At 70.1% G+C, this 26479-nt stretch carries 25 protein-coding genes; 16 read left to right on the plus strand and 9 right to left on the minus strand.

Features of this window, described 5'->3' with window-relative positions:
• From SACMADRAFT_RS10530 to SACMADRAFT_RS10545, 4 genes are all read left to right on the plus strand, one after another.
• On the plus strand, positions 1-453 hold the full coding sequence (locus SACMADRAFT_RS10530) for a helix-turn-helix domain-containing protein (RefSeq protein WP_009153795.1): 453 nt from the start codon (positions 1-3) through the stop codon (positions 451-453).
• Between the two features lie 187 nt (positions 454-640).
• A complete protein-coding gene (locus SACMADRAFT_RS10535; protein ID WP_040926285.1) occupies positions 641-1495 on the plus strand; it encodes a PspA/IM30 family protein in 855 nt (284 codons plus the stop codon).
• A 32-nt stretch (positions 1496-1527) separates the two neighbouring features.
• The gene (gene pspM, locus SACMADRAFT_RS10540; RefSeq protein WP_009153797.1) at positions 1528-2454 is read left to right on the plus strand and encodes a phage shock envelope stress response protein PspM; all 927 of its coding nucleotides are present in this window, start codon (positions 1528-1530) and stop codon (positions 2452-2454) included.
• 184 nt (positions 2455-2638) lie between these two features.
• The gene (locus SACMADRAFT_RS10545; protein ID WP_009153798.1) at positions 2639-3961 is read left to right on the plus strand and encodes an allophanate hydrolase-related protein; all 1323 of its coding nucleotides are present in this window, start codon (positions 2639-2641) and stop codon (positions 3959-3961) included.
• Here SACMADRAFT_RS10545 and SACMADRAFT_RS10550 read toward each other — a convergent pair.
• The 3 genes from SACMADRAFT_RS10550 to SACMADRAFT_RS10560 all read right to left on the minus strand — a co-directional run bounded on the left by SACMADRAFT_RS10550 (position 3921) and on the right by SACMADRAFT_RS10560 (position 6976).
• The gene (locus tag SACMADRAFT_RS10550) at positions 3921-4985 is read right to left on the minus strand and encodes a quinone-dependent dihydroorotate dehydrogenase (RefSeq protein WP_009153799.1); all 1065 of its coding nucleotides are present in this window, start codon (positions 4983-4985) and stop codon (positions 3921-3923) included. The two genes, SACMADRAFT_RS10545 and SACMADRAFT_RS10550, sit on opposite strands and share 41 nt — an antisense overlap.
• A gap of 278 nt (positions 4986-5263) precedes the next feature.
• The gene (locus tag SACMADRAFT_RS10555; protein ID WP_009153800.1) at positions 5264-6085 is read right to left on the minus strand and encodes a DNA-formamidopyrimidine glycosylase family protein; all 822 of its coding nucleotides are present in this window, start codon (positions 6083-6085) and stop codon (positions 5264-5266) included.
• Positions 6086-6088: 3 nt separating this feature from the next.
• Complete coding sequence (locus SACMADRAFT_RS10560; RefSeq protein ID WP_009153801.1) at positions 6089-6976, minus strand: ParA family protein; 888 nt, start codon at positions 6974-6976, stop codon at positions 6089-6091.
• A 67-nt stretch (positions 6977-7043) separates the two neighbouring features.
• Here SACMADRAFT_RS10560 and SACMADRAFT_RS10565 point away from each other — a divergent pair, with 67 nt between their 5' ends.
• From SACMADRAFT_RS10565 to SACMADRAFT_RS10575, 3 genes are all read left to right on the plus strand, one after another.
• Positions 7044-7805, plus strand: coding sequence for a class I SAM-dependent methyltransferase (locus SACMADRAFT_RS10565; RefSeq protein ID WP_009153802.1), 762 nt, complete (start codon positions 7044-7046; stop codon positions 7803-7805).
• Positions 7806-7845: 40 nt separating this feature from the next.
• Positions 7846-9096 (plus strand): DNA polymerase IV, encoded by a 1251-nt coding sequence (dinB, locus tag SACMADRAFT_RS10570; RefSeq protein WP_009153803.1) that lies wholly within the window; start codon positions 7846-7848, stop codon positions 9094-9096.
• 209 nt (positions 9097-9305) lie between these two features.
• On the plus strand, positions 9306-9707 hold the full coding sequence (locus SACMADRAFT_RS10575; RefSeq protein WP_009153804.1) for a DUF3040 domain-containing protein: 402 nt from the start codon (positions 9306-9308) through the stop codon (positions 9705-9707).
• 177 nt (positions 9708-9884) lie between these two features.
• Here SACMADRAFT_RS10575 and SACMADRAFT_RS10580 read toward each other — a convergent pair whose 3' ends face one another.
• The 3 genes from SACMADRAFT_RS10580 to SACMADRAFT_RS10590 are packed head-to-tail and all read right to left on the minus strand — an operon-like array spanning position 9885 to position 14744.
• Positions 9885-12386 carry a transglutaminase family protein gene (locus SACMADRAFT_RS10580; RefSeq protein ID WP_009153805.1) on the minus strand — a complete coding sequence of 834 codons (2502 nt, stop codon included), beginning with the start codon at positions 12384-12386 and terminating at the stop codon, positions 9885-9887.
• Positions 12383-13651, minus strand: coding sequence for a DUF58 domain-containing protein (locus SACMADRAFT_RS10585; RefSeq protein WP_009153806.1), 1269 nt, complete (start codon positions 13649-13651; stop codon positions 12383-12385). The genes SACMADRAFT_RS10580 and SACMADRAFT_RS10585 overlap by 4 nt, the downstream gene beginning before the upstream one ends.
• Before the next feature lie 7 nt (positions 13652-13658).
• Complete coding sequence (locus tag SACMADRAFT_RS10590; protein WP_009153807.1) at positions 13659-14744, minus strand: AAA family ATPase; 1086 nt, start codon at positions 14742-14744, stop codon at positions 13659-13661.
• A 274-nt stretch (positions 14745-15018) separates the two neighbouring features.
• Here SACMADRAFT_RS10590 and SACMADRAFT_RS10595 point away from each other — a divergent pair, with 274 nt between their 5' ends.
• The 8 genes from SACMADRAFT_RS10595 to SACMADRAFT_RS10630 all read left to right on the plus strand — a co-directional run bounded on the left by SACMADRAFT_RS10595 (position 15019) and on the right by SACMADRAFT_RS10630 (position 21951).
• Positions 15019-15384 carry a hypothetical protein gene (locus tag SACMADRAFT_RS10595; RefSeq protein WP_009153808.1) on the plus strand — a complete coding sequence of 122 codons (366 nt, stop codon included), beginning with the start codon at positions 15019-15021 and terminating at the stop codon, positions 15382-15384.
• Between the two features lie 3 nt (positions 15385-15387).
• Complete coding sequence (locus SACMADRAFT_RS10600; protein ID WP_040925637.1) at positions 15388-15954, plus strand: DUF3558 family protein; 567 nt, start codon at positions 15388-15390, stop codon at positions 15952-15954.
• A complete protein-coding gene (locus SACMADRAFT_RS10605) occupies positions 15951-16541 on the plus strand; it encodes a hypothetical protein (protein WP_009153810.1) in 591 nt (196 codons plus the stop codon). Before SACMADRAFT_RS10600 ends, SACMADRAFT_RS10605 begins: the two co-directional genes overlap by 4 nt.
• Positions 16538-17290, plus strand: a complete 753-nt coding sequence (locus SACMADRAFT_RS10610; protein WP_009153811.1) for an ESX secretion-associated protein EspG — start codon at positions 16538-16540, stop codon at positions 17288-17290. Before SACMADRAFT_RS10605 ends, SACMADRAFT_RS10610 begins: the two co-directional genes overlap by 4 nt.
• Positions 17291-17653: 363 nt before the next feature.
• The gene (gene mraZ, locus SACMADRAFT_RS10615) at positions 17654-18085 is read left to right on the plus strand and encodes a division/cell wall cluster transcriptional repressor MraZ (protein WP_009153812.1); all 432 of its coding nucleotides are present in this window, start codon (positions 17654-17656) and stop codon (positions 18083-18085) included.
• Positions 18086-18402: 317 nt separating this feature from the next.
• Entirely contained in the window at positions 18403-19359 is a 957-nt protein-coding gene (rsmH, locus tag SACMADRAFT_RS10620) for a 16S rRNA (cytosine(1402)-N(4))-methyltransferase RsmH (RefSeq protein WP_040926288.1), read from the plus strand.
• Entirely contained in the window at positions 19359-20009 is a 651-nt protein-coding gene (locus tag SACMADRAFT_RS10625; protein ID WP_009153814.1) for a septum formation initiator family protein, read from the plus strand. The genes rsmH and SACMADRAFT_RS10625 overlap by 1 nt, the downstream gene beginning before the upstream one ends.
• Before the next feature lie 25 nt (positions 20010-20034).
• Positions 20035-21951 carry a peptidoglycan D,D-transpeptidase FtsI family protein gene (locus SACMADRAFT_RS10630; protein WP_009153815.1) on the plus strand — a complete coding sequence of 639 codons (1917 nt, stop codon included), beginning with the start codon at positions 20035-20037 and terminating at the stop codon, positions 21949-21951.
• A gap of 4 nt (positions 21952-21955) precedes the next feature.
• On the opposite strand, the gene SACMADRAFT_RS10635 is transcribed toward SACMADRAFT_RS10630, so the two are convergent.
• Both SACMADRAFT_RS10635 and SACMADRAFT_RS10640 read right to left on the minus strand, forming a co-directional pair.
• Positions 21956-22771 (minus strand): ABC transporter permease, encoded by an 816-nt coding sequence (locus SACMADRAFT_RS10635; RefSeq protein ID WP_009153816.1) that lies wholly within the window; start codon positions 22769-22771, stop codon positions 21956-21958.
• Positions 22768-23823 carry a daunorubicin resistance protein DrrA family ABC transporter ATP-binding protein gene (locus tag SACMADRAFT_RS10640; protein WP_009153817.1) on the minus strand — a complete coding sequence of 352 codons (1056 nt, stop codon included), beginning with the start codon at positions 23821-23823 and terminating at the stop codon, positions 22768-22770. The genes SACMADRAFT_RS10635 and SACMADRAFT_RS10640 overlap by 4 nt, the downstream gene beginning before the upstream one ends.
• 80 nt (positions 23824-23903) lie before the next feature.
• Here SACMADRAFT_RS10640 and SACMADRAFT_RS10645 point away from each other — a divergent pair, with 80 nt between their 5' ends.
• Positions 23904-24641, plus strand: coding sequence for a TetR/AcrR family transcriptional regulator (locus SACMADRAFT_RS10645; protein ID WP_232285569.1), 738 nt, complete (start codon positions 23904-23906; stop codon positions 24639-24641).
• Positions 24642-24680: 39 nt separating this feature from the next.
• Here SACMADRAFT_RS10645 and SACMADRAFT_RS10650 read toward each other — a convergent pair whose 3' ends face one another.
• Positions 24681-26477 (minus strand): AMP-dependent synthetase/ligase, encoded by a 1797-nt coding sequence (locus SACMADRAFT_RS10650; RefSeq protein ID WP_009153819.1) that lies wholly within the window; start codon positions 26475-26477, stop codon positions 24681-24683.
• Positions 26478-26479: the final 2 nt, after the last annotated feature.

Here is a 26479-nt window from a genome sequence, read left to right on the forward strand (position 1 = left end):
ATGACCGTGCTGTTGCGAGAGGCGATCGGTGATCGGCTCCGTCATGCCCGCACCACCAAGCGCCGGACGCTGCGCGACATCTCACGCGCCGCCAAGGTCAGCCTCGGATACCTCTCCGAGGTGGAGCGGGGCCAGAAGGAGGCGTCCAGCGAGCTGCTCGCCTCGATCTGTGAGGCTCTCGACCTGCCCCTCGGCGAACTGCTGCACAACGTCGCCGCCGACGTCTCGGCGCTGGACAAGGTCGACACCGCCGCGGTGGAGGTGGACGGTTCCGCCGACCAGCGTGCGGCCGAACGCGGCGATGGCCGCGCGACGGAGAAGTCCGCGGGCACGTTCGAGGGCGGCCGGATCGTCGCCGGGACCACCGGCAACGACCTTGCCGACCTGCGGCTGTCCCCGAGCCTGCGCACCACCATCAAGGCACCCAAGCCCAAGGCGGTGCTCGCGGCCTGACACCCGGCCCCGATGGGTCGGGCCGAGGGTCAGGGCCATCCCTGAATTCCCTCGGGGTCGCCTGGTACGGCGCGCATCGACCTGACACGATGGAACCCAAACACGGGGGTCACGCGTTGCCAGGACAGCGGGAGGCCGTGATCACCCGGTCAAGGACCCGTGGGACGTGAGAAGGCAGGCGGAGGAGATGGCCAACCCTTTCGTGAAGTTCTGGAAGTACCTCATGGCGGCGTTCTCGTCGAAGGTCGACGAGTACGCCGACCCGAAGGTGCAGATCCAGCAGGCCATCGAGGAGGCGCAGCGCAACCACCAGGCGCTGTCGCAGCAGGCGGCGTCGGTGATCGGTAACCAGCGCCAGCTGGAGATGAAGCTGAACCGCCAGCTCGGCGAGGTGGAGAAGCTGCAGTCGTCCACCCGGCAGGCGCTGGTGCTCGCTGACGAGGCCCGCAAGAAGGGCGACGAGCAGAAGGCGCAGGAGTACGAGACCGCGGCGGAGGGTTTCGCCGCCCAGCTGGTCACGGCGGAGCAGAGCATCGAGGACCTCAAGACGCTGCACGACCAGGCGCTGCAGGCCGCGGCGCAGGCCAAGCAGGCCGTGGAGCGCAACGCGAGCATGCTGCAGCAGAAGCTGGCCGAGCGCACCAAGCTGCTTTCGCAGCTGGAGCAGGCCAAGATGCAGGAGCAGGTTTCGGCGTCGCTGACGCAGATGACCGAGCTCGCGGCGCCCGGCAACACTCCTTCGTTGGACGAGATCCGCGACAAGATCGAGAAGCGCTACACCACCGCGCTCGGTTCCGCCGAGCTCGCCCAGAACTCGGTGCAGGGCAGGATGCTGGAGGTGCAGCACTCCACCACGCAGCTGGCGGGACACAACCGGCTGGAGCAGATCAGGGCCTCGATGAAGGGCGAGCCGGTGGCACAGGTCACTGACGGCGCCGAGTCCAAGCCCGCCTCCGAAGCCGCAGCGACCTCCGCAGGCGCGGACGTGCAGCGGGAGATCCAGGCAAGGGTCGAAGCGGAGCGGCAGAAGAACGAGGCATGAGACAACTGGCGGACTGAGTCGGGTGGGCAACCATGGCGTCGAGCAGGCGTGACTTCAGCGAGTTGAACGCGAAGCTGGAACGGCAATTGCAGCGCCTGCCCGACCCGGTCCGGCAACGAGCTCAGGACAAGCTGCAGAAATACGTCCCGCCCGCGTTGCAGCCGCAGCGCGACGAGCAGACCGGCACGCCCGGCGGGCGGCCGTCACTGTCCTCCGAACTGGCCGTGGTCTCGGAAATCCGGGACAAGTGGACCCGCTGGAACGAGCCTGCCGCGAAGCTGCAGCGCCGCAAGCGGCGCACCTCCCGAGCGTTGACCCTGTGGGTCGTGCTCGTGTTGCTGAGCGTGCTCTACGCGGCCGGTGGCTACGCCGGGATCGTGGGTGGCCAGGCCGGGCTGGAGGGCGCCTTCGGCGGCATCATAGCCATGGTGTTGTTCGGCGCCCTTGCCGTACGGTCGGGCGCCCGGCTGGTGCGGCTGAACCGCACCGAGTTGCCGCAGAGCACGCCGCCGCCGAAACTGCCCCCGGCCAGTTCCGCCGCGCGGGAACCGATGGAGCGGCTCGCCGAGAGCGAGGCATCGCTCGCCGAACTACTCAAGCAACTCACAACACCGCCGCACGGCGTGTCCGCGGCGGTACCGGAGCTGTCGGTGCAGGACGCCCGTGCCACGGCTGACGAAGCCGCGAAGGCGCTACGTGCGTTGGCCGCGCGGATGCAGTCCATCGAACGCGGCAGAGAATCCGCGCCCGCCGCCGAGCGCGCCGCGCTCGACTCGGCTGTCAGGACGCTACGTACGCAACTCGACGACGGGCTGGACGGTTACGGCACGCTCGTGGCCGCGGCCGGTAGGGCGGTCGCGGAAAGCAGTGGTGGCGTGTCGCAGGCCAAGGACGCTCTCACCGACGCCACCGATCGGCTCGCGGGGCTGGCGCTGGCTCTGCGCGATCTGTCCTCCTGACCGTCTCTCGCTGCGCTGAGTCGTGGTGCTGTAACAGTGTGAGACTCGTAAGTAACCTCACGGATACCGTTTCGGGTACGCGCGGTTCCTAGCCTTGAATCGAGGTACACGGGTTATCCCGGTTGGTTGAACCGGGTCGAGGGGTACCCCGACGAGCACTGTCACAGGCGGAAAGGACAGGCGCGTGAATCCGTTTCCCATCGACGACGACACCGTCCCGATCCCGCCGGTCAGTTCGTACCAGCGCGTCGTCGCGGCCTACGACGGCCTCGCTCGCGCCGGCCGGCCGGAACCGTGGCTCACGATCCGCTCCCGGGAAGACACCCTGATCGAGGCCAAGGCGGTGGACGAGCGAGTGCGCGCGGGTGAGGAGCCACCGCTGGCGGGCGTGGCCGTCGCGGTACCCGATATCCCGCTGTTCGGTCAACGCCTGGTGCGGGCGGGCGCCGTGGTGCTCGGTACCACGGCGTACGAGCCGCCCGGCCGGGTACCGACGCTGGAAACCGTCGACGCCGTCGTTGTCGGGGCGCTGCCCCGGCACTGCGGAGATCTCGTGGCGTTCATGCCGACGCGTGGGCTGGTGCCGCTGATGTCGGCGATGACGGTGCTCGCCAGGGACATCGACGTCGCCCAGCGCGTGGCGGCCGCTCTCACCGGACCGGACGCCTGCGACCCCGAAGGCAGGGACTGGCCTGCGTCGGTACGGCTGGCGGCGGGGGAACACCCTTCGGTGGCCGTCCCGGGTGAGCCGGAACTGGTCGGACTGGCGCCCGAGTCGCGAGCCGACCTGGCCGCCACCGTGGACACGCTGCGGGCCACCGGCGCGGTCGTCAACCCGGTGCGGCTGCGGGACATGCTCGACGTCCGCGCCGGATACGCCGCGACGCTGCTGGGAAACGACGCGCTGCTGCTGCCAGGTGCGGGCACCCGGCCCGCCCTGGCCGAGCTGGCGGCACGGCTGGACGCGGCTGTCGTGGTGCTGCCGGGTGGTCATTGCGGCACAGGCGTGCTTGCCAAGGCCTTCGACGACCAGGTGGCCATCGACATCGCCGCGCTGCTCACCAGTGCCAACGCCGCCACGCCGTATCCCGCCGTGGGGGTGGAGCTGATCGCGTTCGGCGCCTACCTGCGCGGCCAGCCGGACAACGGTGAGCTGACCCGGTTCGGTGCGCGTTTCGCGGGCTTCGTCGAGACGGCCCCGCGTTACCGCATGATCGCCCTCGGGGGAGGCTCCCCGAATGCGGGCGTGTTCGCCACCGAGGACGGTGCCCGGTTGCTCGGCGAACGCTGGTTGATCTCGCCCGCCGCCCTCAGCGGCTTCGCCACCCGGCTACCGGCACCGCTCACACTGGGCGGGGTGGAGCTGGCCGACGGTCGGACGGCCACCGGCATCCTGTGCGACGATGCCGCCGCCGAAGGCACCGACGTGACCTCGTTCGGTTGCTGGCGCGCCTACCTGCGGCACCTCAGTACGCAACGCCCTGTCGAGCCGCCAGCGCCCGATTGACCCGCAGTACGAGCCCGGGACCGTGCAGTGCGAACCCGGTGTAGAGCTGCACCAGGTCGGCTCCCGCGTCGATCATGCGCTCGGCGTCGTCGGGGCCGACGATGCCGCCGACGCCGATCACCGGAAGCCGATCACCCGCCGCTGTGCGTACGAAGCGCACCACCTCCCTGGCGCGTTGCGCCAGCGGCCGTCCCGAAAGGCCGCCTTGCTGCTTCCCAGCCTGCTCCTCTGCGGCCACGACGCCGCTCCTGCCCAGCGTGGTGTTGGTGGCGATGATCCCGGCCACGTGGTTCTCCAGGCAGACCTCAAGTAGTTCGGCCAGCGCGTTGTCGGTCAGGTCGGGGGAGACCTTGACCAGTAGTGGCGTCGGTGCGCGACCGGCGGCGCCCGCCAGGCCCAGCGTCGTTTCGCGCAATCGCTCGAGCAGCTCGGTGAGGGCGCCACGGTCCTGCAGCGAGCGCAGCCCGGGTGTGTTGGGTGAGCTGACGTTGACGGCGAAGTAGTCGGCGTAGGGGTACAGCGTCGTCAGCGAGGAGCAGTAGTCGGCGACAGCGTCTTCCAGCGGTGTCACCTTGGATTTGCCGATGCTGACACCCAGCGGTACAGCGGGTCTGCCGTGGGCCGCGAGTTGCCGTGCCAGCGCCTCGGCGCCCGCGTTGTTGAAGCCCATCCGGTTGATGACGGCCTCGCTGCGCGGCAGCGTGAACAGCCGGGGTCGCGGGTTGCCCGGCTGCGCGAGCTTGGTCACAGTGCCGACCTCGACGAAGCCGAAGCCGAGCGCGGGCCACGCCGCCAGCGCGCGACCGTCCTTGTCCATTCCGGCGGCCAGACCGATCCGGTTGGGGAAGCGCAGCCCGAACACGCTCACGGGTGCGTCGACGCCGTAGCGGCGGTGCAGCGCGGTGAGCACCGGCGGCAGCGCCGCGGCCCGCGCCAGCGCGCGCACGGTGCGATCGTGAACCGTCTCGGCGTCACCGCCGCCGAGCCGGTACAGCGCGGGGCGCAGGATCTTGTCGAAGAACACGAACTAATGCTGCCGTACCCGGCAGCGCAGATGAGAAGACCCCCGACGCGACTCCGCGAACGTCGTCAGCCGTTCACGGCCCGAGTCGGACCGGCTCTCGGGAGCGTCAGGGGGCCGGTGACTGCCTGGTATTCACCGACAGACACACGCCACTGGAGTGGTCCATGTGCTGACTGTCAGCGGACAGTCACCTCACGAGTCCTGTAGCTGTTCAACTTAGGACCACCTCCTTTCTCGTGTACCGCAACGCTATGTCAACGGCGAGGTGGGCGGCAACGTCATTTTCCGGCGTGCGGCCGCTGCTGCGGGACAGGACCCGGCTGGCACCGGGGACAGAACCAGGTCGGCCTGGCGAACCTGCCCGTGCCCTGTGCGGCGACGCGGACCCGGCCACCGCAGCGAAGGCAGCCCTGGCGGGTGCGCTCGTACACCCAGGTGCGCCGCCCCACAGCCAGCTCACCGGTGGTGCTGCGCTGCGGCCGCAGCGCGTTGGCCGACAACAGCCTCCTCGCCAGTGCCACTGCCCTGGCCGGGTCGACCTCGGCCACCGGGGTCCACGGCGACACCCCGAGCAGGAAGCAGATCTCGGTCTTGTAGACGTTGCCGATACCAGCCATCACCCGCTGATCCAGCAACGCGGTTCCGATCTCCTCACGGCCGCGCCGCGCCAGTTCCCGTTCGGCCCGTTCGGCATGCTCGGCAGACCAGCGCGGGTCCAGCAGATCAGGACCGAGATGGCCGACAAGACGTGGCTCCTCGCCGGTCGCGAGCAGTTCCAGTTCGTGCACGCGAAACCCGACGACCTCGGCCTCCTGGTGCCGCAGAACCACCCGTGCGTGGTGCGCGGGCATGCTCCACCGCTGCCCGGGGCGAAACACCCGCCACGAGCCGTCCATCCCCAGATGGCTGTGCAGGCTCAACCCGCCGCGGAACCGGATGAACAGGTGCTTGCCAACCGTGCCGACCTCGCTGACCTCCGTGCCGGCGAGATCGGCCGTGGCCAGCGCGGGGTGCCTGAAGTCGGTCAGGGTGAGCCGCTTGCCCACCAAGGCGCGTCGCAGCGTCGCCCCGGTGTGGAAGACGGTGTCGCCCTCGGGCACGGCTCAGCCGGTCTCGTGCTCCGCGAACGCGCGGATGGCCGGGAACTCGGAGGTGGTCTCGTTGTCGGAGGGCACTTCGGGTTCTTCGGCGGCGAGCCGGTGCCTGCCCGCCCGATTGGAGCGCAGGATCTTGGCCAGCACCATGTTGAAAGTGAGGGCGATCTCCTGCGCGCCCGGCGAGTTCCACTCGTGGATCGGGGTGCACGCACCCTGAGCCTGCTGCACGGCCAGCCGGTCCGGGATGGCCGTGGGCATGACGAGCCTGCCGAAGGATTCGCGCAGCTCCTCGACGCGGTACTGGTGCTCGTAGGAACGCACGCGCAGCCGGTTCACCAGCACCCCGGCAGGTCGCAGCCGGGGATTGTGCTCGGCGCGCACGGCCTCGATCGCCTCCAGGGCGCGCTGCGCGCCCGCCACCGCGTACATCGTGGGTTCGGTGACCAGCAGCGCGGCGTCCGCCGCGATCAGTGCCGAACGCGTCAGCCTGCCAAGCGACGGCGGACAGTCGAGAATCGCCAGCTCGTAGGGCTCTCCACGCGGCGCCGCGCGCAACTCGTCGAGCGCCCTGGCGAGGTTTTCCATCCTGCGGCTGTCCGGGCCCGGCTCGTTCAGCAGCTCGAGTTCCTCCGCTCCGACGAGTACGTCCAGCCGGTCGCTCCAGCTGCTGGCGGCGATGGCCCGGTTGATGACGGCGAGCCGGGGCGTTTCCAACACGTCGGCCAGTGTCGCGTCGGTCAACGGTGGGTCGAGCGTGGCAGTGGCGTTGCCCTGTGGGTCGAGGTCGCCCACCAAAGTCCGGGTGCCCCTGCGCAGGGCGGCTGAGGCGATCCCCAGAGCGACCGTCGTTTTGCCGACGCCTCCCTTGAGGCTCAGTACGGCGACCGTGTGCACGCCTGCGAGCGTAGCCGTGTGCGGTCACCGTGAGAACGTGCGACCACCCCAACTAGGCTTGCCGTCCATGCGAACGGAGAGTTCGGCCGGGCACACCTCGGCAGCGGTGCGGACGGTGCTGGAAGCTGAGCTGCGTGCCGCCCGAGATCGCGGGGCGAAACAACCGAGCGTGGTCGACGTCGGTGGCGGCAGCGGGTCCTGGGCGGTGCCGTTGGCCTCGCAGGGTTGCCTGGTGACCGTGGTCGAGCCCAACCTCGACGCGCTGGCCACGCTGGAGCGCAGGGCCGCCGAGGTCGGCGTTGTCGACCGGATCACGGTGGTGGCCGACGACTGCGACGCCCTCGGTGAGCACGTGCGGCCCGCGTCTGCCGATCTGGTGCTCGCCCACGGCCTGCTCGAGGTGGTCGACGACCCGCAGGCGGTGGCGGCGGCACTTGCCCAGGCGACGGCACCTGGCGGCGCCGTCTCGGTGCTCGTGGCCAACCGGTACGGCGCCGTCTTGCACAGGGCCCTCACCGGCAGGCTCGGCGAGGCGAGAAGGCTGCTCGCCGAACCGGACGGTGTGCTCACCCACGACTCCGAGACGCTGTTGCGACGCATGGACACCGACGGCCTGCGCCGAATGCTCACCGGCGCCGGTCTGGACGTCGTGCTCATCCAGGGCGACGGGGTGGTCTCCGACATCGTGCCTGGCGCGGCCGCCGAGGTCTCGGCCCAGCTGGGGTCGGTGGAGCACGAACTGGCCGAGTTCGAGGCCGAGGCGGCGGCTGTCCCCCCGCTTCGCGACATCGCGGGGCGGCTGCACGCACTGGCCCGCCGGCCCGCGTGAAGCCCGATATCGTCGGTGGCGGCACGTAGGCTTACCGGCGATGGGAAGGAACGCGGCGCAGCCGGCCGGTTTCGAGCGGTTCCGGGCCGAAGGGCCACACGTGCCCGACGATACCGGCTGTGGTGTGCTGCACGTCGACATGGACGCCTTCTTCGCGGCCGTCGAGCTCAGGACCCGGCCGGAACTGGCCGATCGCCCGGTGATCGTGGCGGGCACCGGGCCGAGGTCGGTCGTGCTGTCGGCCAACTACCCCGCCCGGCGCTACGGCGTGCGTTCGGCGATGCCGGTCGGCGCGGCACGCAGGCTGTGCCCGCAGGCCGTCCACCTGCCACCCACAAGGGGAGCCTACGCCGAGGTCTCCCGTGGCGTACTGGCGATCTTTCGCGAACTCACGCCGCTGGTGGAGCCACTCAGTCTCGACGAGGCATTCCTCGACGTCAGCGGGGCGCTGCGGCGGTTGCGCACCACGCCCGCGGCCGTTGGCGCGCAGCTGCGTGAGCGGGTGGCCGCCGAGCACGGCATCACCTGCTCGGTCGGGGTGGCGGGGGTGAAGTTCGTCGCGAAGCTGGCCTCGGGGATGGCCAAGCCCGACGGCATGGTGGTCGTCCCCGTCGCGAAGACGCTGGAGTTTCTGCACCCGCTGCCGGTGTCTGCCCTGTGGGGTGTCGGCGCCAAGACTGAGCAGAACCTGCGGCGGCACGGCCTTCACACCATCGCCGACATCGCTGCGACACCGCTGGAGCGGCTGCGCCGGATGTTGGGTGTCGCCACCGGTGAACACCTGCACGCGCTGGCGCACGGACGCGACGAGCGGCCCGTGGTCGCCCACGCTGAGGAGAAGTCGATCGGCGCCGAGCACACCTTCGCCGTTGACCAGCACGACCGCGCCGTACTGGTCAGGCGGCTACTGCTGCTGTCGGAGCGGGTGGCGAGCAGCCTGCGGGTCAAGGGCCTGCGGGGGCGCACCGTGTCGATCAAGGTGCGGTTCGGCGACTTCAGAACCATCACCAGGGCACGCACGCTGCCTGGCGCGACCGACGTCGCCAGGCAGATCCACGCCGTCGCCGTTTCGCTGCTCGACGAGGCGGCACCTCGCGAAGGCGCGCAGCCGATACGGCTGATCGGCGTGCGCCTGGACGGGCTCACCGACGGCGCCACTGGTGAGCAGCTCGCCTTCGATGCCCCCGAGCCGAGATGGCGGGACGCGGAGGTCGCCGCCGACATCGCTCGATCGAAGTTCGGCGCGGCCGCGGTGCGGCCGGCGTCGCTACTGTCACCCGATGAGGGGTGATCTTCGTCGCGAAAGCCCTGCTCGCTGTCGCGGCAAGGGTGGTTCTCCACAAATCTCTTCGTGCTGGAACCGAGATCGGGTAGTCGTCGGCGCGCGCGCCTCGTATCCTGGGTGGGGACACCCCGATCGGGGGGTCGTTGGGTCCACGACGATGCGCGGTCCGGCGCCCACCAAGGGGTCGGAGAATACGCTGTGCCGGAGGAGGAAAGATGCCACTCTCCGAGCATGAGCAGCGGCTGCTCGAACAGATCGAGCGCGAGCTCTATGCCGAGGACCCCAAGTTCGCGTCCACCGTACGCGGCGCCAGGATGCACCGCCCGACACGCCGTCGGCGGCTGCAGGGTATCGCCCTGTTCGTGGTCGGCATCGCTTTGCTGGTGCTGGGAGTGATCGTGCCCTTCCGGGTCGCCGAGATCCCGTTGGTGAGCGTGCTCGGGTTCGTGGTGATGTTCTTCGGAGTGCTGCTCGCCGTCACTGCCATGCGAGCCCAGGGCGAGCCGGTGGCCAAGGACGGTAAGGGAGCCGGTGGCGCCGCTCGTAAGCAGACGCGGCGCAGCTCGTTCACACAGCGTATGGAGGATCGCTTCCGCCAGCGTTTCGACGATCGCTAGCCGCTTCGGCGGGGTCAGCGAGCTTCGCGGGCAGGGTGTCGTTTCGGGCACCCTGCCTTTGCCGTCACGCTGCCTTGTTTGCCGTTGCCTGTGCGCCGCTGCCTAACGCCACTGTCGTTGCCGCTGTTGACACCCTTGAACTCGGCAGGTCGGCCGGTACCCCCGACCCCGGTGGCGTCAACTCCGGCGAGGACGGCGGCGACGCAGCAGCGAACGCGGTAGCAGCCTGGCGCGCAGCGAGATCGGCGCGGTGCGCGCCAGGCTGTCTCGCAGCCCATGGAAGGCACTGGCGAATTCCGGTTCCGCCGCACCGGCCTGTGCGTCCTGGCCGTACCAGGAGCGTTCCACGGTGCTGACCACCGTGCGCAGGTCGTTCTTGCCCTGGTCGTCCAAGCGGTGCCGCTGCGCCACCTTCTGGGCTGCGGTCCTGACCGTGTCCGTACGGGGAATCTCGATGCCACGGTCGGTGCACTCGTCGAGCAGCTCGTCCCACGCGGCATCGGCCGCCGACGGCAGTCGCTGCTCGATCTGGCGCAACCGGTGCCGTCGCTGTGCCTGCCTGACGGCTGACGGCCCTGCCACCACCGCCGCCACCGCCAACAACGCCACGGCGACGCTCCAGTGCCACCACCAGGCGAGCAGGGCGAGCGACAACAGCCACAGACCGGCGGCCACCGGTGTCAGCCAGGCAGGGATGCGCCGGCCCGACTGCCGATGCCGCGCCGCCGGGCCCACTCGGCGTGCGAAAGTCAGCCCCGCCGCCGTCACCGCCGCGGCGGCGAGCGCGGCCAGCAGCGCACCCCAGCCCGACCACGCCGGCGCGCCATCACCCTCGCCCGCCGCGGCCGCGTTGTCCTGTTCCGTGTCCTGCTGCGCTTGCTGCTGCTGCGGCACCTGGCTCTCGGTGGTGGCCGAGGGCACCTCCTGGCCCTGCTGTTCGGCCTGGTCACCGGCCACGTCGTCGGGCCGAAGGTAGGGCGGCACGAAACCCCGCCCGTCCGAAAGCGGTGTCGGGTCGAAACTGACCCAGCCGAGCCCACCGAAGTACACCTCGACCCAGGCGTGCGCGTCCTGCGACGTGATGGAGCGGTACCTGCCGCTGTCGTAGCCGGTGGTGAAGCCGACCGCGACGCGCGAGGGGATGCCGACCGCCCGCAACATCACCGCCATGGAAGAGGCGTATTGCTCGCAGAATCCACGCTTGCCGTTGAGCAGGAAATCGGCGAGCGCGTCACTGTCCGACACCGGCGCTGTGGCAGTGTCGTACACGAAGCCGTTCTCCGCGCTGAAGTAGCGCCAGATCGCCTCTGCCCTGTCGAAGTTGTTGGTCCGGCCGCTGGTCAGCCGCTGTGCGAGCGCCGTGACCCGAGGGTCGAGGGCCCCGGGGTCGGTGTAGCCTGCCGGTATCTGGCGGGTACCGGGCGGAGCCTGCCGCAGCTGGGCCTTGGTGGGTTCCCGCAACGAGGCCACCTCGACGTAGGCGCCGGGACGTTGCCTGCGTTCGCGGAACACCGCGCCGCTGATCCGGTCGTAGTACCAGCCGTCGGAGACGTCGCGCAGCCCGCGCGGCGAGCCGTACACCGGAAGCCACAGGTCGTACCAGTTCACCGGTTCGATCCGGATCTCCCTGCTCTCACCGGTGCCGTCGTCACCGGGAGCGGCGGGCAGCGGGCCGTTCGCGGGCACCCCGGCGGGCATCGGGCCGTCGGGAAGCCCCCAACCCTCGTTGGGGCGGTAGGTGTCGAGGGTGAAGGCCCGCAGCAGCTTGCGCTCGCCGTCGCGCAGGCCGCGTACCCGGAACAACTCCACGGTCTCGCCCTGGTCCAGCATGCCGCGCAGCGACGTGAACGGATTGACACCCAGCCCGCCCGGCACGTTCTGCGTACCGGAGCCGCTGCCGGGCAGGCTGCCCTCGGTGCCGATCGCCGTCACGGTGGAACCGGCGATGAGGCCCACGACGAGCGAGGCGGCAACGACGGCCGCCGGTGTGGAGGTGGTGCCCGGCGACGCCGCCGTGCCGGGTGCCGTGCGGTTGCGCCAGTTGCGGTGCCGGTGGCTGCCGTCCGCGGCCAGCAGCGCCGCGAACGACGCCGCGCCGAACACGAACGTCCACCAGGGCAGCAGCTCACCCGCCAGCGCGGACGGGACGGCGTAGACGCACAGCAGGATGAGCCCGGTCGCGGCGGGGGCGCCCGCGGCGACCGCGAGGGTGTCGACCAGGATGGCGACCAGCCCGATCGCGATGGTCACCAGGCACAGGATCGGTGCGCTCGCCTCCACCGGAGGCAGCCCGGTTCTGATCTGTTCGAACGCCCGGCCCAGCACGTCGTCGAGCTCGCCGAGCGCGGCGGGTCCCGGAATGATCGCGAGGATCCCGCTTCCCGTGAAGGCGCCCGTCACCAGGAACAGCAGTACGAGCAGTTGCGCACCCCCGACCGCGGGGGATGGCAGGCGAAGCGCCCGCAGCGCCAACCCGGTACAGCCCACCAGCACGGTGACGACGATGACGTAGCCGAACCACGCCGCGCCCTGCACGACGCCGGTCAGCGAGGTCGCCGCGCCGATGGTGGCGAGCCCGGCCATCGCCGGTGTCAGCACGCCGTTGCCGATGGCGCCCGCGCCCTGCCTGCGAGGTGGCGCCTGCGAGTCGGTGGCCGGTCGGGAAGTCCCGACGCTCATGACACCCCGCCGATCAGCGAGGCGCCGGGCGCGGCCTCGCGGCACAGCTGTGCCCACACCTGTGACATCGGTGTGCCCGGGTTGGCGACGACGACGCCCCACCCTGCGGCGCGAAGCAGAGTCGCAGACTCCTCACCTGCCGTGCTCCGATGCTCGGCAGCGCTGGTCGCGCCCGACCACGCTGGAGTGTCGAGCAACACCGCGAGGCTGCGGGCACCTCGCGGGCGGCACTTGGTCAGCTCGTGCACCGAGTCGCTGCTGACCGTGCCGAGCACCGCGATCAGTTCCTGGCCGTGTGCAGGGTCGAAACTGGTGGTTATGTCCCGCTCGTGCGCGGGCTGCAGCGCGGCGAGCACGTCCAGCACCGGGTTGTCGCCCGAGGCCGTCCCTGGCGCCTCGGCAAGCAACCTGCCGTGTTCGCTGACCAGCCGCACGTGGTGGCCGGAGTTGGACAGGTGCACGCATACGCTCGCGGCGAACTCGACAGCCCATTCCAGGCTCGCCGTGGCTCCCGTGCCGTGGTGCGCGGCGGCGCGGTGATCCAGCAGCACGGTGGTGCCGCCCCGCCACGGGCGCTCCTCGACCCGCACCATCATCTCGTCGCGCCGGGCCGTGGAACGCCAGTGGACCTTGCGCAGGTCGTCACCTTGCCGGTACTGCCGGACGACGACATCGATCTCGCCCTGTCCCGCGTGCAGCCGGATGTTGCCCTCGTCGTCGGTGCCGATACCGGCGCCGACGGGTTGGCCCCACAGCGTGGCGACACGTGGCACGACGACGAGCCTGGAGTGTGAGATCAGCTCACGCTCGAACTCGCACAGCCCGAACGGGTCGGTGATGGTCGCACGAAGTGGCCCGATCCGGTGGATACCGCGCAGTATCGGCTGCACGGGGTAACGCAGCGGTACCGAGCGGTGCTGGGGCAGGCGCTCGACGACGAACCGTGGCCGGGAGCCCAGGGCGTACGGGACGCCGTCCTCGAGCAGGATCTCGCCTGCGGGAAGCCTGCCGGTGCGCCACAGGTCGAGCTGAATCTCGCCGTGGCCGCCCACGGGTATCCGCTCGGGCAGCATCGTCCGGGTCGCGGCGATCCGCACCTTCGACGCCGAGGCCAGCAGCGCGACGAACAGCGGCAACGCCATGACGAACACGGCGACTCTGAGCAGGTCTCGCTCGTTGAGCACGGCGGCGCACACCGCCGCCGCCACCCCGGCGGCGAGCAGGCAGCGGCCGCGAGTGGTCAGGCCCGACAGCGACCGGAACATCGCCGCGCTACCGGCGCTGCCCGTTGCCGCCGTGTGGCACGGGTACGCGTTGCAGGACGGCGCGAACCACATCGGTGGCCGAGCGGCGAGCCGCATGGGCTTCGGTGGTGAGTACCAGGCGGTGGGCGAGCACCGGCACGGCGACGGCGTGCAGGTCGTCGGGAACCACGAACTGCCTGCCGGACAGCGCGGCCTGCGCCTTCGCAGCGCGCACCAGATGCAGTGTCGCCCGTGGCGAAGCGCCCAGCCGGACTTCGGGAACCTGCCGGGTAGCCGATACAAGTTCCACGGCGTACTGGCGCACCTCGGCGGCCATGTGCATGCCGCGGACGGCCTCGACGAGTCGCTGCACCGTGTGGCCGTCGGAAACCGGCCGCAATTCCTCCAGCGGCCTGCTGCCCGCGTGCTCGTCGACCATCGCCAGTTCGGCCTGCGGGTCCGGGTACCCGATGGACACGCGGGCGGTGAACCTGTCGCGCTGCGCCTCGGGAAGCGCGTAGGTGCCTTCCATCTCGATCGGGTTCTGCGTCGCGATGACCATGAAGGGCCTGCCGAGGTGGTACGTCGTGGTGTCGACGGTGACCTGGTGTTCCTCCATGCACTCCAGCAGCGCGGACTGGGTCTTGGGGGAGGCGCGGTTGATCTCGTCGCCCACCACGATGTTCGCGAACACCGGGCCGGGACGGAACTCGAACTCCGAAGTCTGCCGGTTGAAGATCGACACCCCGGTGACGTCGCTGGGCAGCAGGTCGGGTGTGAACTGCACCCGGCTGACCGTGCAGTCGATGGAGCGCGCCAGTGCCTTGGCCAAAGAGGTCTTGCCGACTCCGGGCACGTCTTCGACCAGCAGGTGTCCCTCCGCCAGCAGCGTCACCAGTGCCAGCCGGACGACGTCGGGCTTGCCGACCAGAACGCGCTCGACGTTGGCCGCGATGCGGCGCACGGTGTCGTGCAGCTCGTCGAGTGCCGCTGCCCGGTCGTGGCCGTTGCCCCCGCCGTCCGGGTACAGGCCGGCAGCCGGGTAGGACACCTGTGTGGTTGGTTGCTGGTCGTCACGCTCGGCGGTAGCTGCGGACTGTGGTCTCGACGTCACACGACCTCCCGGTGCCGAAGCCCTCGCACACGTCACGAACGGTCGTTCGTTCGTGGGTCGGGCTGGTGTCGCCTTCCGCCCAGCCTGCCATCCAGTGTGTCAAACGTGGGCGAACTCGCTGGGGACAACCCCTTGATCACTCAATGTCACCGGCAGCATCTCACAGATATCGCTAGCCCGTTCAGGTGAGCTGGCTGAGACGGTGCCGTCGCCGCCGCCCGCTGTCCTATGCTGCGCAGCGGAATCAGTCGATTACCGCAGAGAGAGGCACGGGATGACCGACCTCGACACGGGCACTCGGGTCCTTCCCGCTGACGCGTTCGCCGTCTCTCCCGAACTCGCGGCAGACGCGTTCCAGCGACTGAGCCAGTTGCAGGACGTGGTCGGGCAGGTCATCAGGCAGGCCAAGGTGCTCGGTCGCTCGGTACCGCTCGGTGAAGGCTACGCGGGTCAGGTCGGCGAGTTCATGGCTCGCTACGGCCTGGGCGAGGCCGGGTCGCCGGATTCCGTCGTGCGGGCGCTGACCAGGTTCGGCCGCGAGTTGGAGGACCTCAAGCTCGGAATCGGCGAGGCCATGCGGCGCTACGAGGAGCAGGACGACGCCGCGGCCGACGGGGTGGACTGCCGGGGTGGCGGCTGAAGGATGCGGCGATGGCCAACCGTGTTGATCGCGCTCGGGCTGGTTGCGTTGCCGCTGACCTCGGGGTGCGGGCGACAACACAGCGGTGCCACACCCCCGGTGTCCTCGGCGTCCTCGGCGCCTTCGGCGGGCGCCGCGGGCGCGCCGAGAGCGACGCCCTCGGCCGCCGGTCGCACCGGCTCGGCGGACCCGTGCGCGTTGCTGTCACCGGCGGCGCGGTCGAGCGTGGGGCTCACGACGGTCGGCACACCGACGACCGTCGGTGAGGCAAGGGCGTGCGACTACACCGAACCCGGCGGTCACGGCGTCACCATCACCATCGACGAACGAGCTGGGCTGGCGGACCTGCGATCGGCGCCGCGGCAGGCACGCGAACTGCGGATCGGGCAGCGCGAGGCGCTGCTGGTCGCGGACGAACGCGCCGACGACGGCACCTGTGCCGTGCTGCTCGCGCTCGCGGAGTCGAGCAGCGTGCACGTCGACGTCAGCAGCGCCGACTTCCGCGGCACCGAGCAGGCCTGCGAACGCGCGACCACCGTCGCCGAACTGATCGAACCGGAGCTGAGATGACCGAGAAGCCGCACCCGGCGAGCCGATACGAGTCCTACAGCCACGAGGCCATGCGAGCGGAGGTCGAGACCGGCAACGATCCGGCGGCCGCGGGCGAGATCGGTCGGGAGTGGACAGACCTGGCCGCGAAGCTGCGGGAGGGGGGCGATTTGCTGGACCAGACCTCGGCGGTCAGTGAGCAGGCGTGGCGGGGACCGGCAGGCGATGCCCTGCGTGGGGTGCTCGGCCGGGCCGCTCGGTGGTCGGCCGAGGTGGCCGAGGCCGCGGCCGTGGTCGGCGAGGCGGTCGGCAGGCAGGCGGAGGCGGCCGCGAAGGCGAGGGCGCAGCTGCCGGAGCCGGTCGGCTACGACCCGGCCGGCATGATCCGCGCCGCGGCAGGCAGCGGGCAGGTATGGCAACTCGTCGGGTTGTCCGACGCGATGGCCGAACGACGAGCGCTGGCCGAGGCCGCAAGGCAACAGGCGATCGATGTGATGTACGCCAGGGACAGCGCGCTCGCCGACGCGTTGCCGGAAGTCTCGTTCGGTGATCCGCCGCCGCTGACGGCGCGTTCGCCGCTCGGCGGGCAAGGCTCGGGTCCGATGTGATCAGGGTGTCAGCATCGGCGTTCGACATCCTGTACAGCGACCTCGGCTACCGCGACCCGCCCGGGCCGTTGCGGGTGCACAGTGTCGGCGCGACGCACGAGGATCGCCGAGACATCCGAGCCGCGGTGTACGACAATCTGGCCGAGCGCGGATTCTTCCGCGCAGGCGAACTCGATGCCGCGCTGCGGGACGGGCTGCGGATGCTCGCTCGCGCATCGGTGTATGTCGAGTGTGAGGCGTTGCTCGATCTGGAGCAGGAGGAGCCGCTGCGGGCCGTCGCCGCCACCACCGGCCGTCGCGGAGTGCTGGCGGTGCAACCGAACCGCACCATCGCACTGACCCGCATCGGTGGCGACAGCGAGGTGTTCGCCGCCGCCGTAGGGGTGCTGCCGCCGCTGTCGCCCGGCCCGGGTCTCGGCGTGAGCCTGCCCGCCTCGGTGTTCGGTGTGGACGGTGAGGTGGACGATCCGGTGTACGGAACCGCGCAGCCCGCTCGCTCGGTTGCGCAGCAGCGGCAACTTCGAGAAGTCCTTGCCATCCAGGCGAGGCCGGTACTGGCGGCGGGGCAGTTCAGCGTGTGCGTCCGCGAGGGCTCGACCTTGCGCAGGCTGGGCGGGGTGAGTTGGTTCAGCACGGACGTCGGTGCGTACCTGGGCACGACGACCGAGGGGCGAGCAGGCAGGCCCTGGGTCAACGTGGCGCCCGCCGATCGCGACCGGATCGCCGCGCGGCTGTCCGAGTTGTCGTAGGGATTTCGCGGCGCTCTCCCCACCCGGCCCCACCGGCCGGTACCGGTGCCGCCGCGGCGGCACCGGTTGGGCCTGTCGGCGCGCTCGGATGGCCGGCCGAAGCCGTCGCGGCCGCCCTCTTTCGTGGCCGTGGGTGTCACCCGCGCTGGCGATGTCCGCGCGGCGCCCCACTCTGACCCCACCCTTGTGACCAGCTAAAACGGCGCGCGTTTCGCTCGTATGGGGCCGTTTTGCCGTTGACTGTGGTGGAAAGTGGGGTACGGTGGTGGCCAGTGGGGCGGAAGGGAGCCTCGTGCCGATCTCGGTGGATTCCACGGCCGGCCCGTGGGTTCAGGCGCTGGTCGGTAGGGGAGGTGGTGGCCGGTGTTCCTCGGCACCCACACCCCGAAGCTGGACGACAAGGGGCGGCTCACGCTGCCTGCGAAGTTCCGGGACGCGCTGGCAGGTGGGCTGATGATCACCAAGGGACAGGATCATTGCCTCTATGTCTTTCCGCGTGCGGAGTTCGAGCAGTTGGCCCGCAAGGTCGCGGAAGCCCCGTTCACCAACGAATCGGTGAGGGCCTACCAGCGCTACCTGTTCGCGGGGACCGACGAGCAGCGGCCTGACGGCCAGGGGCGTATCGCCATCGCGCCCGAGCTTCGGCGCTACGCCGGGCTCAACAAGGAGTGTGTGGTGATCGGCGCGATCACCCGGTTGGAGATCTGGGACGCCCAGGCGTGGGAGGGCTACCTGGAAGAACATGAGGACAGCTACGCGAAGGCCCAGGAAGAGATCCTGCCGGGCGTGTTCTAGCGTCCGCGGCACCCGCGCTGTTGGGGGCGCGGGTTCCACACCTCGGATGCCGTGAGGCTGCGGCCCTGATGCACCTTCCCCGGTATCAGGTCCGCAACCTGACGGCATCCGCCTCCCGGCAACCGGGCTCACGCCTGGGGCATGAGAGGGATGTCGCGCGGACGGCGCAAGAGACAGGCGAGGCGTTGAGCACGCCGCGGACATCCAGCCTCGACGGCACGTCGGATGCCGGGCGCAGCGCCTCAGCGGGAATGGAGAACCGTGAGCAAGGCAAGCCCCGGCCGCGTTCGCCGCGCGAGTACCGGCCGGGTGTGACCGTGACCGGGAACGGCGAACACGTCCCCGTGTTGCTCGACCGCGTGCTGGAGTTGCTGGAGCCCGCGCTCACCGGCCCCGAACCCGTGCTCGTCGACGCGACCGTCGGTCTCGGTGGGCACGCCGACGCCTTACTCACCGCCAACCCGTCGCTTCGCCTCATCGGGCTCGACCGTGACCGCGACGCGTTGCGCGACTCGGGGCAGCGACTGGCCCGCCACGGTGACCGGGTCCGGCTGGTGCACGCGGTCTACGACCGGATGCCCGACGTGCTCGCCGAACTCGGACTGTCCCATGTGGATGCCGTGCTGATGGATCTGGGGGTTTCGTCGATGCAACTTGACAGGCAGGAGCGGGGCTTCGCCTATGCGAGGGACGCGCCGCTGGACATGCGCATGGACCCGGCCGCAGGGCTCACCGCCGCCGACGTTCTCAACACCTACTCGGTGGCGGACCTGACACGCGTGTTGCGCGACTACGGCGAGGAGCGGTTCGCCAACCGGATCGCGAAGGCGGTGGTCGCCGAACGCGAGCGCGAGCCGTTCGACCGCAGCGAACGGCTGGTGCGTTTGCTGTACGACACCGTGCCCGCGCCGAGCAGGCGAACCGGAGGGCACCCGGCGAAGCGCACGTTCCAGGCGCTGCGAATCGAGGTCAACGCGGAGCTGGAGACGTTGCGCGCCGCGCTGCCCGCCGCCATCGAGCTGCTCACCGGTGGTGGCCGCATCGTCGTGGAGTCCTACCACTCGCTGGAGGACCGCATCGTCAAGCGGGAGTTCGCCGGCCGTGCCGCGTCGCGCACCCCGCAGGGACTGCCGGTGGAACTGCCGGGGCACGGCCCCGAACTGCGACTGCTGACTCGCGGTGCCGAGAAGGCGAGCGAGGAGGAGATCGAGCGCAACCCACGCGCTGCCTCGGTACGGCTGCGCGCGGCCGAGAAGATTGGAGCGGCTGCCTGATGACCGCACCTGCTCGAACCCGTAACCAGCCCACGCCGCGCACCCGCCAGCGGCCCAAGGCCACGACCGGCACCCAGGCTCCCGAGACGCCGAACTCCGGCGCGGCGAAGCGGCGCACCTCGGCGGCCGAGCGCGCATACGCGCGCAAGGCGCAGCGCACCAAGGTCACGCGGCCGGAGGCACAGGCGCAGGCGAGCCCGCAGCGCAGCCGGATCCCGCTGCTGCGCTGGCCGCGTTCCCGAACCTCCTTCGTGCTGCTGCTGATGGCGATGATGGTGACGGGCGTGGCCGCGACGCTGTGGCTTTCCACCCAGGCCATCACCGACTCCTACCGGCTGGAGCAGCTTCGCCAGGAGAACGCGGGGCTGGCAGAGCGTTCCGAGCAGCTGCAGCGCGAGGTCAGCCACCTGGAGTCGCCGTCGTCGCTGGCCGAGCGCGCCCGGCAACTCGGGATGGTGCCTGGCGGGAACCCGGCGCGGCTGGTGGTGCGGCCCGACGGTTCCGTCGTCGTGGTCGGTGAGCCGTCCGCGGCCTCGGCGCCGCCACCTTCGCGACAGGAGCAGCAGCCCGAGCAGCAGGGTGTGCCGCAACAGCAGCTCGACGACCAGGCTCAGGCGGGAGCAGGGGAGCCGCCCGCCGCGGCAGGGTAGCGACAGGGGATACCGGAGGGGATCGATGCCAGGCAAGGCACGCGCGAGCGGACGCTCTCGAGCGGGCAGCGGCACGCGGCGCACCTACCCGGTGGGCGCGCGCAGAGGGGGCGCGGCCCGCAACCGCGACTACCGGGGTCGGTTCGTGGCGGGGCGGATCGCCCTCGCGGTGCTGCTCGTGGCCGCGGGGGTGAAGCTCGTTCACGTGCAGGGTTTCGAGGCGGAGGCGTTGTCGGCGCGCGCGGAGCGGCAGCGCACCACCTCGATCGACATCCCGGCCGAGCGCGGGTCCATCAGGGACCGCAACGGTGCGGAGCTGGCCTTCAGCATCGAGACGCGGATGCTGTGGGCGAACCTGCGGTTGATGCGCAAGAACTGGAGCGAGTTCGCGCGCGAGCATCCGGAGTCGGAAAAGGACTACGACAGCCGCGTCGCCGAGATCGCGAAGTTCATCGCGGGCAAGGTGCCGGAGCTGACAACCGAGAGCGAACTGCTGCGTGCCTTCCACAAGGACGCGAGCTTCACCTATCTCGTCGACGACGTCGAGCCGTCGGTGGCCGAGCAGATCAAGCAGGCCTATCCCGAGATCGGGTACGAGAAGCGGGCGAAGCGGGTGTACCCGGGCGGCGAGCTGGCTTCGAACATCGTCGGCTACGCCAACTGGCGGCAGGAGAATCCCGACGTGTCCAAGCACAACCTGCACGGGCTGTCGGGGCTGGAGAGCATGCGCGACAACGATCTGGCAGGCACGCCGGGCAGACAGATCGTGGACACCGCGCAGGGCGCCGACGTCGTCATTCCGGGCACCGAGCGCGATCTGCAACCGGCAGTGCCGGGCTCGGATCTGGAGCTGACCATCGACTCCGACGTGCAGTTCGAGGTGCAGAGCCGCCTTGCCGACTACGCACGCCGCGTGCGGGCGCAGGGCGCGAGCGCCGTCGTGCTTGATGCCAGGACCGCCGAGGTGTACGCGCTGGCCACGGACCGGACCTTCGACCCGACCGATCAGTCCACGCTGCAGCCGAAGCTGATGAACAACGCGGCCGTGACGACGCCGTTCGAGCCCGGCTCCGTGAACAAGGTCATCACGGCCGCTGCGGCGATCGAGGCGGGCATCGTGGGTCCGGAGTCGGTGCGGCAGGTGCCGGGCAGTATCGAGGTCTCCGACCACACGGTGCACGACGCCTGGTCACACGGTACGCAGCCGTTCACCACCACCGGCATCTTCGCCAAGTCGTCCAATGTGGGCACTCTGATGCTCGCGCAGGAGTTGGGCCCGGACCGATATCTGCAGATGCTGCGGCGGTTCGGGCTCGGCAAGCGAACGGGGATCGGGTTGCCGGGGGAGAGCCCCGGCTACGTGCCGCCGCGTGCGCAGTGGTCGGGCACGACGTTCGGCAACCTCCCGATCGGCCAGGGTCTTTCCATGACCGTGGTGCAGCTGGCCAGTATGTATCAGGCCATCGCCAACGACGGAAAGCGGGTGGAGCCGAGGATCGTTCGTGCCAAGGTGACACCGGACGGCAGGCGCGTCCCGGAGCCCGCCCCCGCGACGGCACAGGTGGTCAGCCCGAAGACCGCCGACACCGTCAAGAGCATCCTGCGCGCGGTCACGCAGGACGGCAGTTACGACTTCCAGGGCACGGCGCCGGAGGCGGCGTTGGAGGGGTACCAGATCGCGGGCAAGACCGGCACCGGGCAGCAGGTGGACCCGAACACCGGTGCCTACAGCAACCGGCTGTACAACATCACATTCGCCGGGATGCTGCCCGCCGACAACCCCCGATTCGTCGTCGGCATCCGGCTGGACGCGCCCGACGCGACCCTGCCGGAGGGCAGTACCGCGGCGCCGCTGTTCCACGACATCGCTTCGTACCTGGCGCAACGATTCCAGATACCGCTGTCGGACAGTCCGGCGCCGCGGGTGCGTCTGGTCCAGTGAGCCGTCACAGACCCGCGGTGCGGAACCGGCGAATCGACAGTGGGACGAAGACCGCCAGCAGTGCCACCGACCAGCCCAGGGTCGCCAGCACCGGGTGAGCCAGCGGCCACGCCAGGTCTCCGTGCGGCAGGCCCGGGTTACCGAACAGTTGGCGGCAAGCCACGGTGGCGGCGCTGACCGGGTTCCAGTCGGCGATGGTTCGCAGTACGGCGGGCATGCCCTCGGTGGGAACGAAAATGTTGGAGATCATCGTGATGGGCATGATCAGCGGCCCGATCCGCGCGGCGGTCTCCTCGTTCTTGGCGATAGAGCCGAGGAACACGCCGACCCAGGACACGGCGTGGAACAGCAGGAGCAGCAGGCCGAATCCGGCGACTGTCGCGGCGAAGCCGTTGTGTGCCCGCCAGCCGAACAGCAGCCCGCAGCCTGCCATGACGAGCAGGCTGCCGGTGTGCACGAGTAGGTCGGCGGCCGTCTGACCGAACGGCACGGCGGAGCGTGCCATGGGCATCGACCGGTAGCGGTCCATCACGCCGAGCCCGTTGTCCTTGGCGATCACGGTGAGCGAACCCATCACGCCGAACACCGTGCCCATGACGAAGAGGCCGGGCATGAGGTACTCGCGGTAGTCGCCGCCCCCGGGGATGGGGATCGCGCTGCCGAAGACGTAACCGAACAGGATGACCGAGATGAGCGGGAAGGCGAACGTCGCGACGATCTGGCCCGGCTGGTGCTTGAGCTTGAGCAGGTTGCGGCTCATGATCGTGAGCCCGTCGGACAGTGCCCCCACGAACGGTGAGGTGGGTGCTGGGGCGGTCATCGCGCGGTCTCCTCGGTGGCGGGGTCGGTGCTGGACGACATGACGGACGGCGCGGTGGCCGGCTCGGTGGCTGCGACGTCGACCTCGGTGGTGGGTTTGCCGGTGAGGGTGAGGAACACCTCGTCGAGTGTCGGGCGCCGGATTCCGACGTCGACGGCCTTCACGCCTGCCTGGTCGAGTTGGCGCACGACGTCGGGCAGCGTGAGAGAATCGATGTCCACGGGCAGGCTGACGAGCTTGCGGTCGGCGTCGATGTCGGGTTGTGCCCCGGTGTCGGCGAGCACCGCCAGTGCTCGTGCCACCTCGGTGAGATCGGCGGAGTCGGCGGCCACGACGTCGATGCGCCCGCCGATCTGGGCTTTCAGTTCCGCGGGTGTGCCGGAGGCGATGACCTTGCCGGTGTCGATCACCGCGATGCGCTGCGCGAGTTGGTCGGCCTCGTCGAGGTACTGCGTGGTCAGCAGCACGGTGGTGCCCTCTGCGACCAACTCCCGCACGGTGTCCCAGATCTCGTTGCGGCTTCGCGGGTCGAGTCCGGTGGTCGGCTCGTCGAGGAACAGCACGGTCGGCGAGATGATCAGGCTGGAGATGAGGTCCAACCTGCGGCGCATGCCGCCGGAGTAGGTCTTCACCAGCCGGTCGGCCGCGTGGCCGAGGTGGAAGCGTTCCAGCAGCTCGTCGGCTCGGCTGCGGGCACGGGCGGAGCCGAGCCGAAACAGCCTGCCGAAGATGCGCAGGTTCTCCCTGCCGGTGAGCTGCTCGTCCAGCGCGGCGTGCTGACCGGCGAGTCCGATCTTGCGGCGCACCGCCGCCGACTCGCGCACCACGTCGTGTCCGGCGACCGTGACCCGTCCCTCGTCGGGCCGGGTCAGCGTGGCGAAGACGCGGACGGCCGTGCTCTTGCCCGCGCCGTTGGGCCCGAGCAGGCCGTAGACGGTTCCGGCGGGCACCGTCAGGTCGAGGCCTGCGAGGGCGCGGGTCTGCCCGAATCTCTTGTGTACGTTCTCGGCGACGACCACGGCTCCCGCGGTGTCGCTCGGTTGTGTCCCCATGGATTCCCCTAAGCTGAGTACGATGTACGCAGTAAAGCTAGTCAACCGAGTACGACGTACGCAACGAGTTTTCGCCAGAGGTGAACGTGCGATCCAACGGTGATCCGCCACTGCTGGCGCGTGTCCGCGTGTGGCTGCCGCCCAGGCGATCACGCGGGCCCGCTCCCGCCTACGACAGGGACCAGATCGCCGACGCCGCGATCGAGATCGCGGACGAGGAGGGCCTGGAAGCGGTGACGATGCGCGCGGTGGCCGCGCGGCTGGGCACCGGAGCGATGAGCCTGTACCGCTACGTCGAGCGAAAGGAAGCGCTGTTCGAGTTGATGGGCGACCGGATGCTCGGCAGACAGGACTGGCCGCCGCTCACCGGTGACTGGCGGCAGGATCTTCGCGACCTGGCCGGTGGACAGCGCTGTGCGTTGCTGGACCACCCATGGCTGTTGCGCGTGTGGTCGGGCGGTCCGGCGCTCGGTCCGAACATGCTGGCGGGCTTCGAGCGGGCGATGTCCATCGTCGATGGGCTCGGGCTCAACATCGACGAGATGTTCGAGACCGTCACACTGCTGCACACCTGGGTCAACGGATACGTGCGCACCGAACTGGACGAGTTGGCCTACTTCGGGGACGCCTCACGAGAGGAGGTGCAGCGTGCGATGGGCCCCTACGTGGAGTTGATCGTCGAAAGTGGCCGCTACCCTTACTTCACTCGCGTGATCACCGAGGCACGCACCCCGCACATCGACTCGCAGGCGCGCTTCGAGCGGGCGTTGGAGCGCGTCCTCGCGGGCATTGAGGCGACCCTGCCGAAGCGGGAGTGAGCGCCGTGAAACGCTCGCTCCCGCTCGGAGCGCTCGCGACTACCTCGTGTAGAGCGATTCGATCGTGCCTGCGTGGTTCTTGCTCACCACGTTGCGCTTCAGCTTCAGGCTCGGCGTGATCTCCCCGCCCGCCTCGGTGAAGTCGCGCGGCAGGATGGTGAACTTGCGGATCGACTCGGCCTGCGAGACCTGCTTGTTCGCCTCGTCCACCGCGGCCTGCACGTCGGCGAGCAGATCCGGGTCGTCGGCGAGGTCGGGCACCGTCGCGCTCTCCGGCTTGTTGCGCTGCGACTTCCAGGTCGGGAAGAACTCCTCGTCGATGGTCACCAGCGCCGCGATGAACGGCCGCTGGTCGCCGACCACCATCGCCTGGCTGATCAGCGGGTGCGCCTTGAGAGTGTCCTCCAGCACCGAGGGCGCCACGTTCTTGCCGCCCGCGGTGACGATGATCTCCTTCTTCCGCCCGGTGATCTTGAGGAAACCGTCGTCGTCGAGTTCGCCGAGGTCACCGGTGTGGAACCAGCCGTCCTCGATCGCCTCGGCCGTGGCCTGCTCGTTGTTCCAGTAGCCGCTGAACACCACGTCACCGGACAGCAGCACCTCGCCGTCCTCGGCGATACGCACCGAGGTGCCCGCCACCGGCCTGCCGACCGTGCCGACCTTGAACGCGCCCTCGGTGTTGACGTTGGCCGCGGCGGAGGTCTCGGTCAGCCCGTAGCCCTCGAACACCGGCACGCCGATACCGCGGAAGAAGTGCGCGAGCCTGGCACCCAGCGGCGCTCCACCGGACACGGCCGCGATGCACCGACCGCCCAGTGCCGCCCTCAGCTTGGTGTAGACGAGCTTGTCGAACACCGCGTGCTTGAGGCGAAGCCCCAGCCCGGCGCCGCCGGTGTCCTTGGCCTGGCTGTAGGCGACTGCGGTTGCCTCGGCCGCGTCGAAGATCTTGCCTTTGCCCTCGGAATGGGCCTTGAGTTTGGCGCCGTTGTAGACCTTCTCGAACACGCGCGGCACCGCCACCACGAACGTCGGCCGGAAGGTGCCCAGGTCGGCGACCAGGTCCTTGATGTCGGGGGTGTGCCCCAGCGTCGCCCTCGACGTGAACGCCGTCAGCGCGATCGCCCTGGCGAGGATGTGGGCCAGCGGCAGGAACAGCAGCAGCGAGTTACCCGCGCCCATGAGCTGCGGGAACGCGTTGATGTCAGCGCGCACCTCGGCCAGCAGGTTGTGGTGGGTGAGCATGACGCCCTTGGGCCTGCCGGTGGTACCCGAGGTGTAGACGATGGTGGCCAGGTCGGCGGCCCGCACGCTGCGCCTGCGCTCGTGTACCTGGTCGTCGGCGAGGTCGGCCCCCAGGGCCGACAGCGCGCTCACGGCGGGCTTGTCGCCCTCGATCTGCCAGGCGTTGTCCAGTTCCGGCAGCCTGCCGCGGACCTCCTCCAGCGTGGCCGCGTGTTCGGCGGTCTCGACGAGCACGGCCTTGGCGCCGGAGTCGGACAGGATCCAGTGCAACTGCTCGGCCGAGGAGGTCTCGTAGATCGGCACGCTGACCGCGCCCGCCGCCCAGATCGCGAAGTCGAGCAGCGTCCACTCGTAGCGGGTCTTCGACATCAGTCCGACCCGGTCGCCCTTGCCGATTCCCGCCGTCATCAGGCCCTTGGCGACGGCGAGCACCTCGGCCGCGAACTCCCTCGCGGTCACGTCGTACCAGGACCCGTCCCGGTGCCGACGGAAACTCACGGTGTCGCCGAACCGCTCGGCGTTGACCCACACGACGTCCGCCATGTTCTCGTCCTCGGCGACCGCCTGCACCGAAGGGGCGGTGTACTCGCGCACGT

The organism is Saccharomonospora marina XMU15 (assembly GCF_000244955.1).
GTDB classification, from domain to species: Bacteria; Actinomycetota; Actinomycetes; order Mycobacteriales; family Pseudonocardiaceae; genus Saccharomonospora_A; species Saccharomonospora_A marina.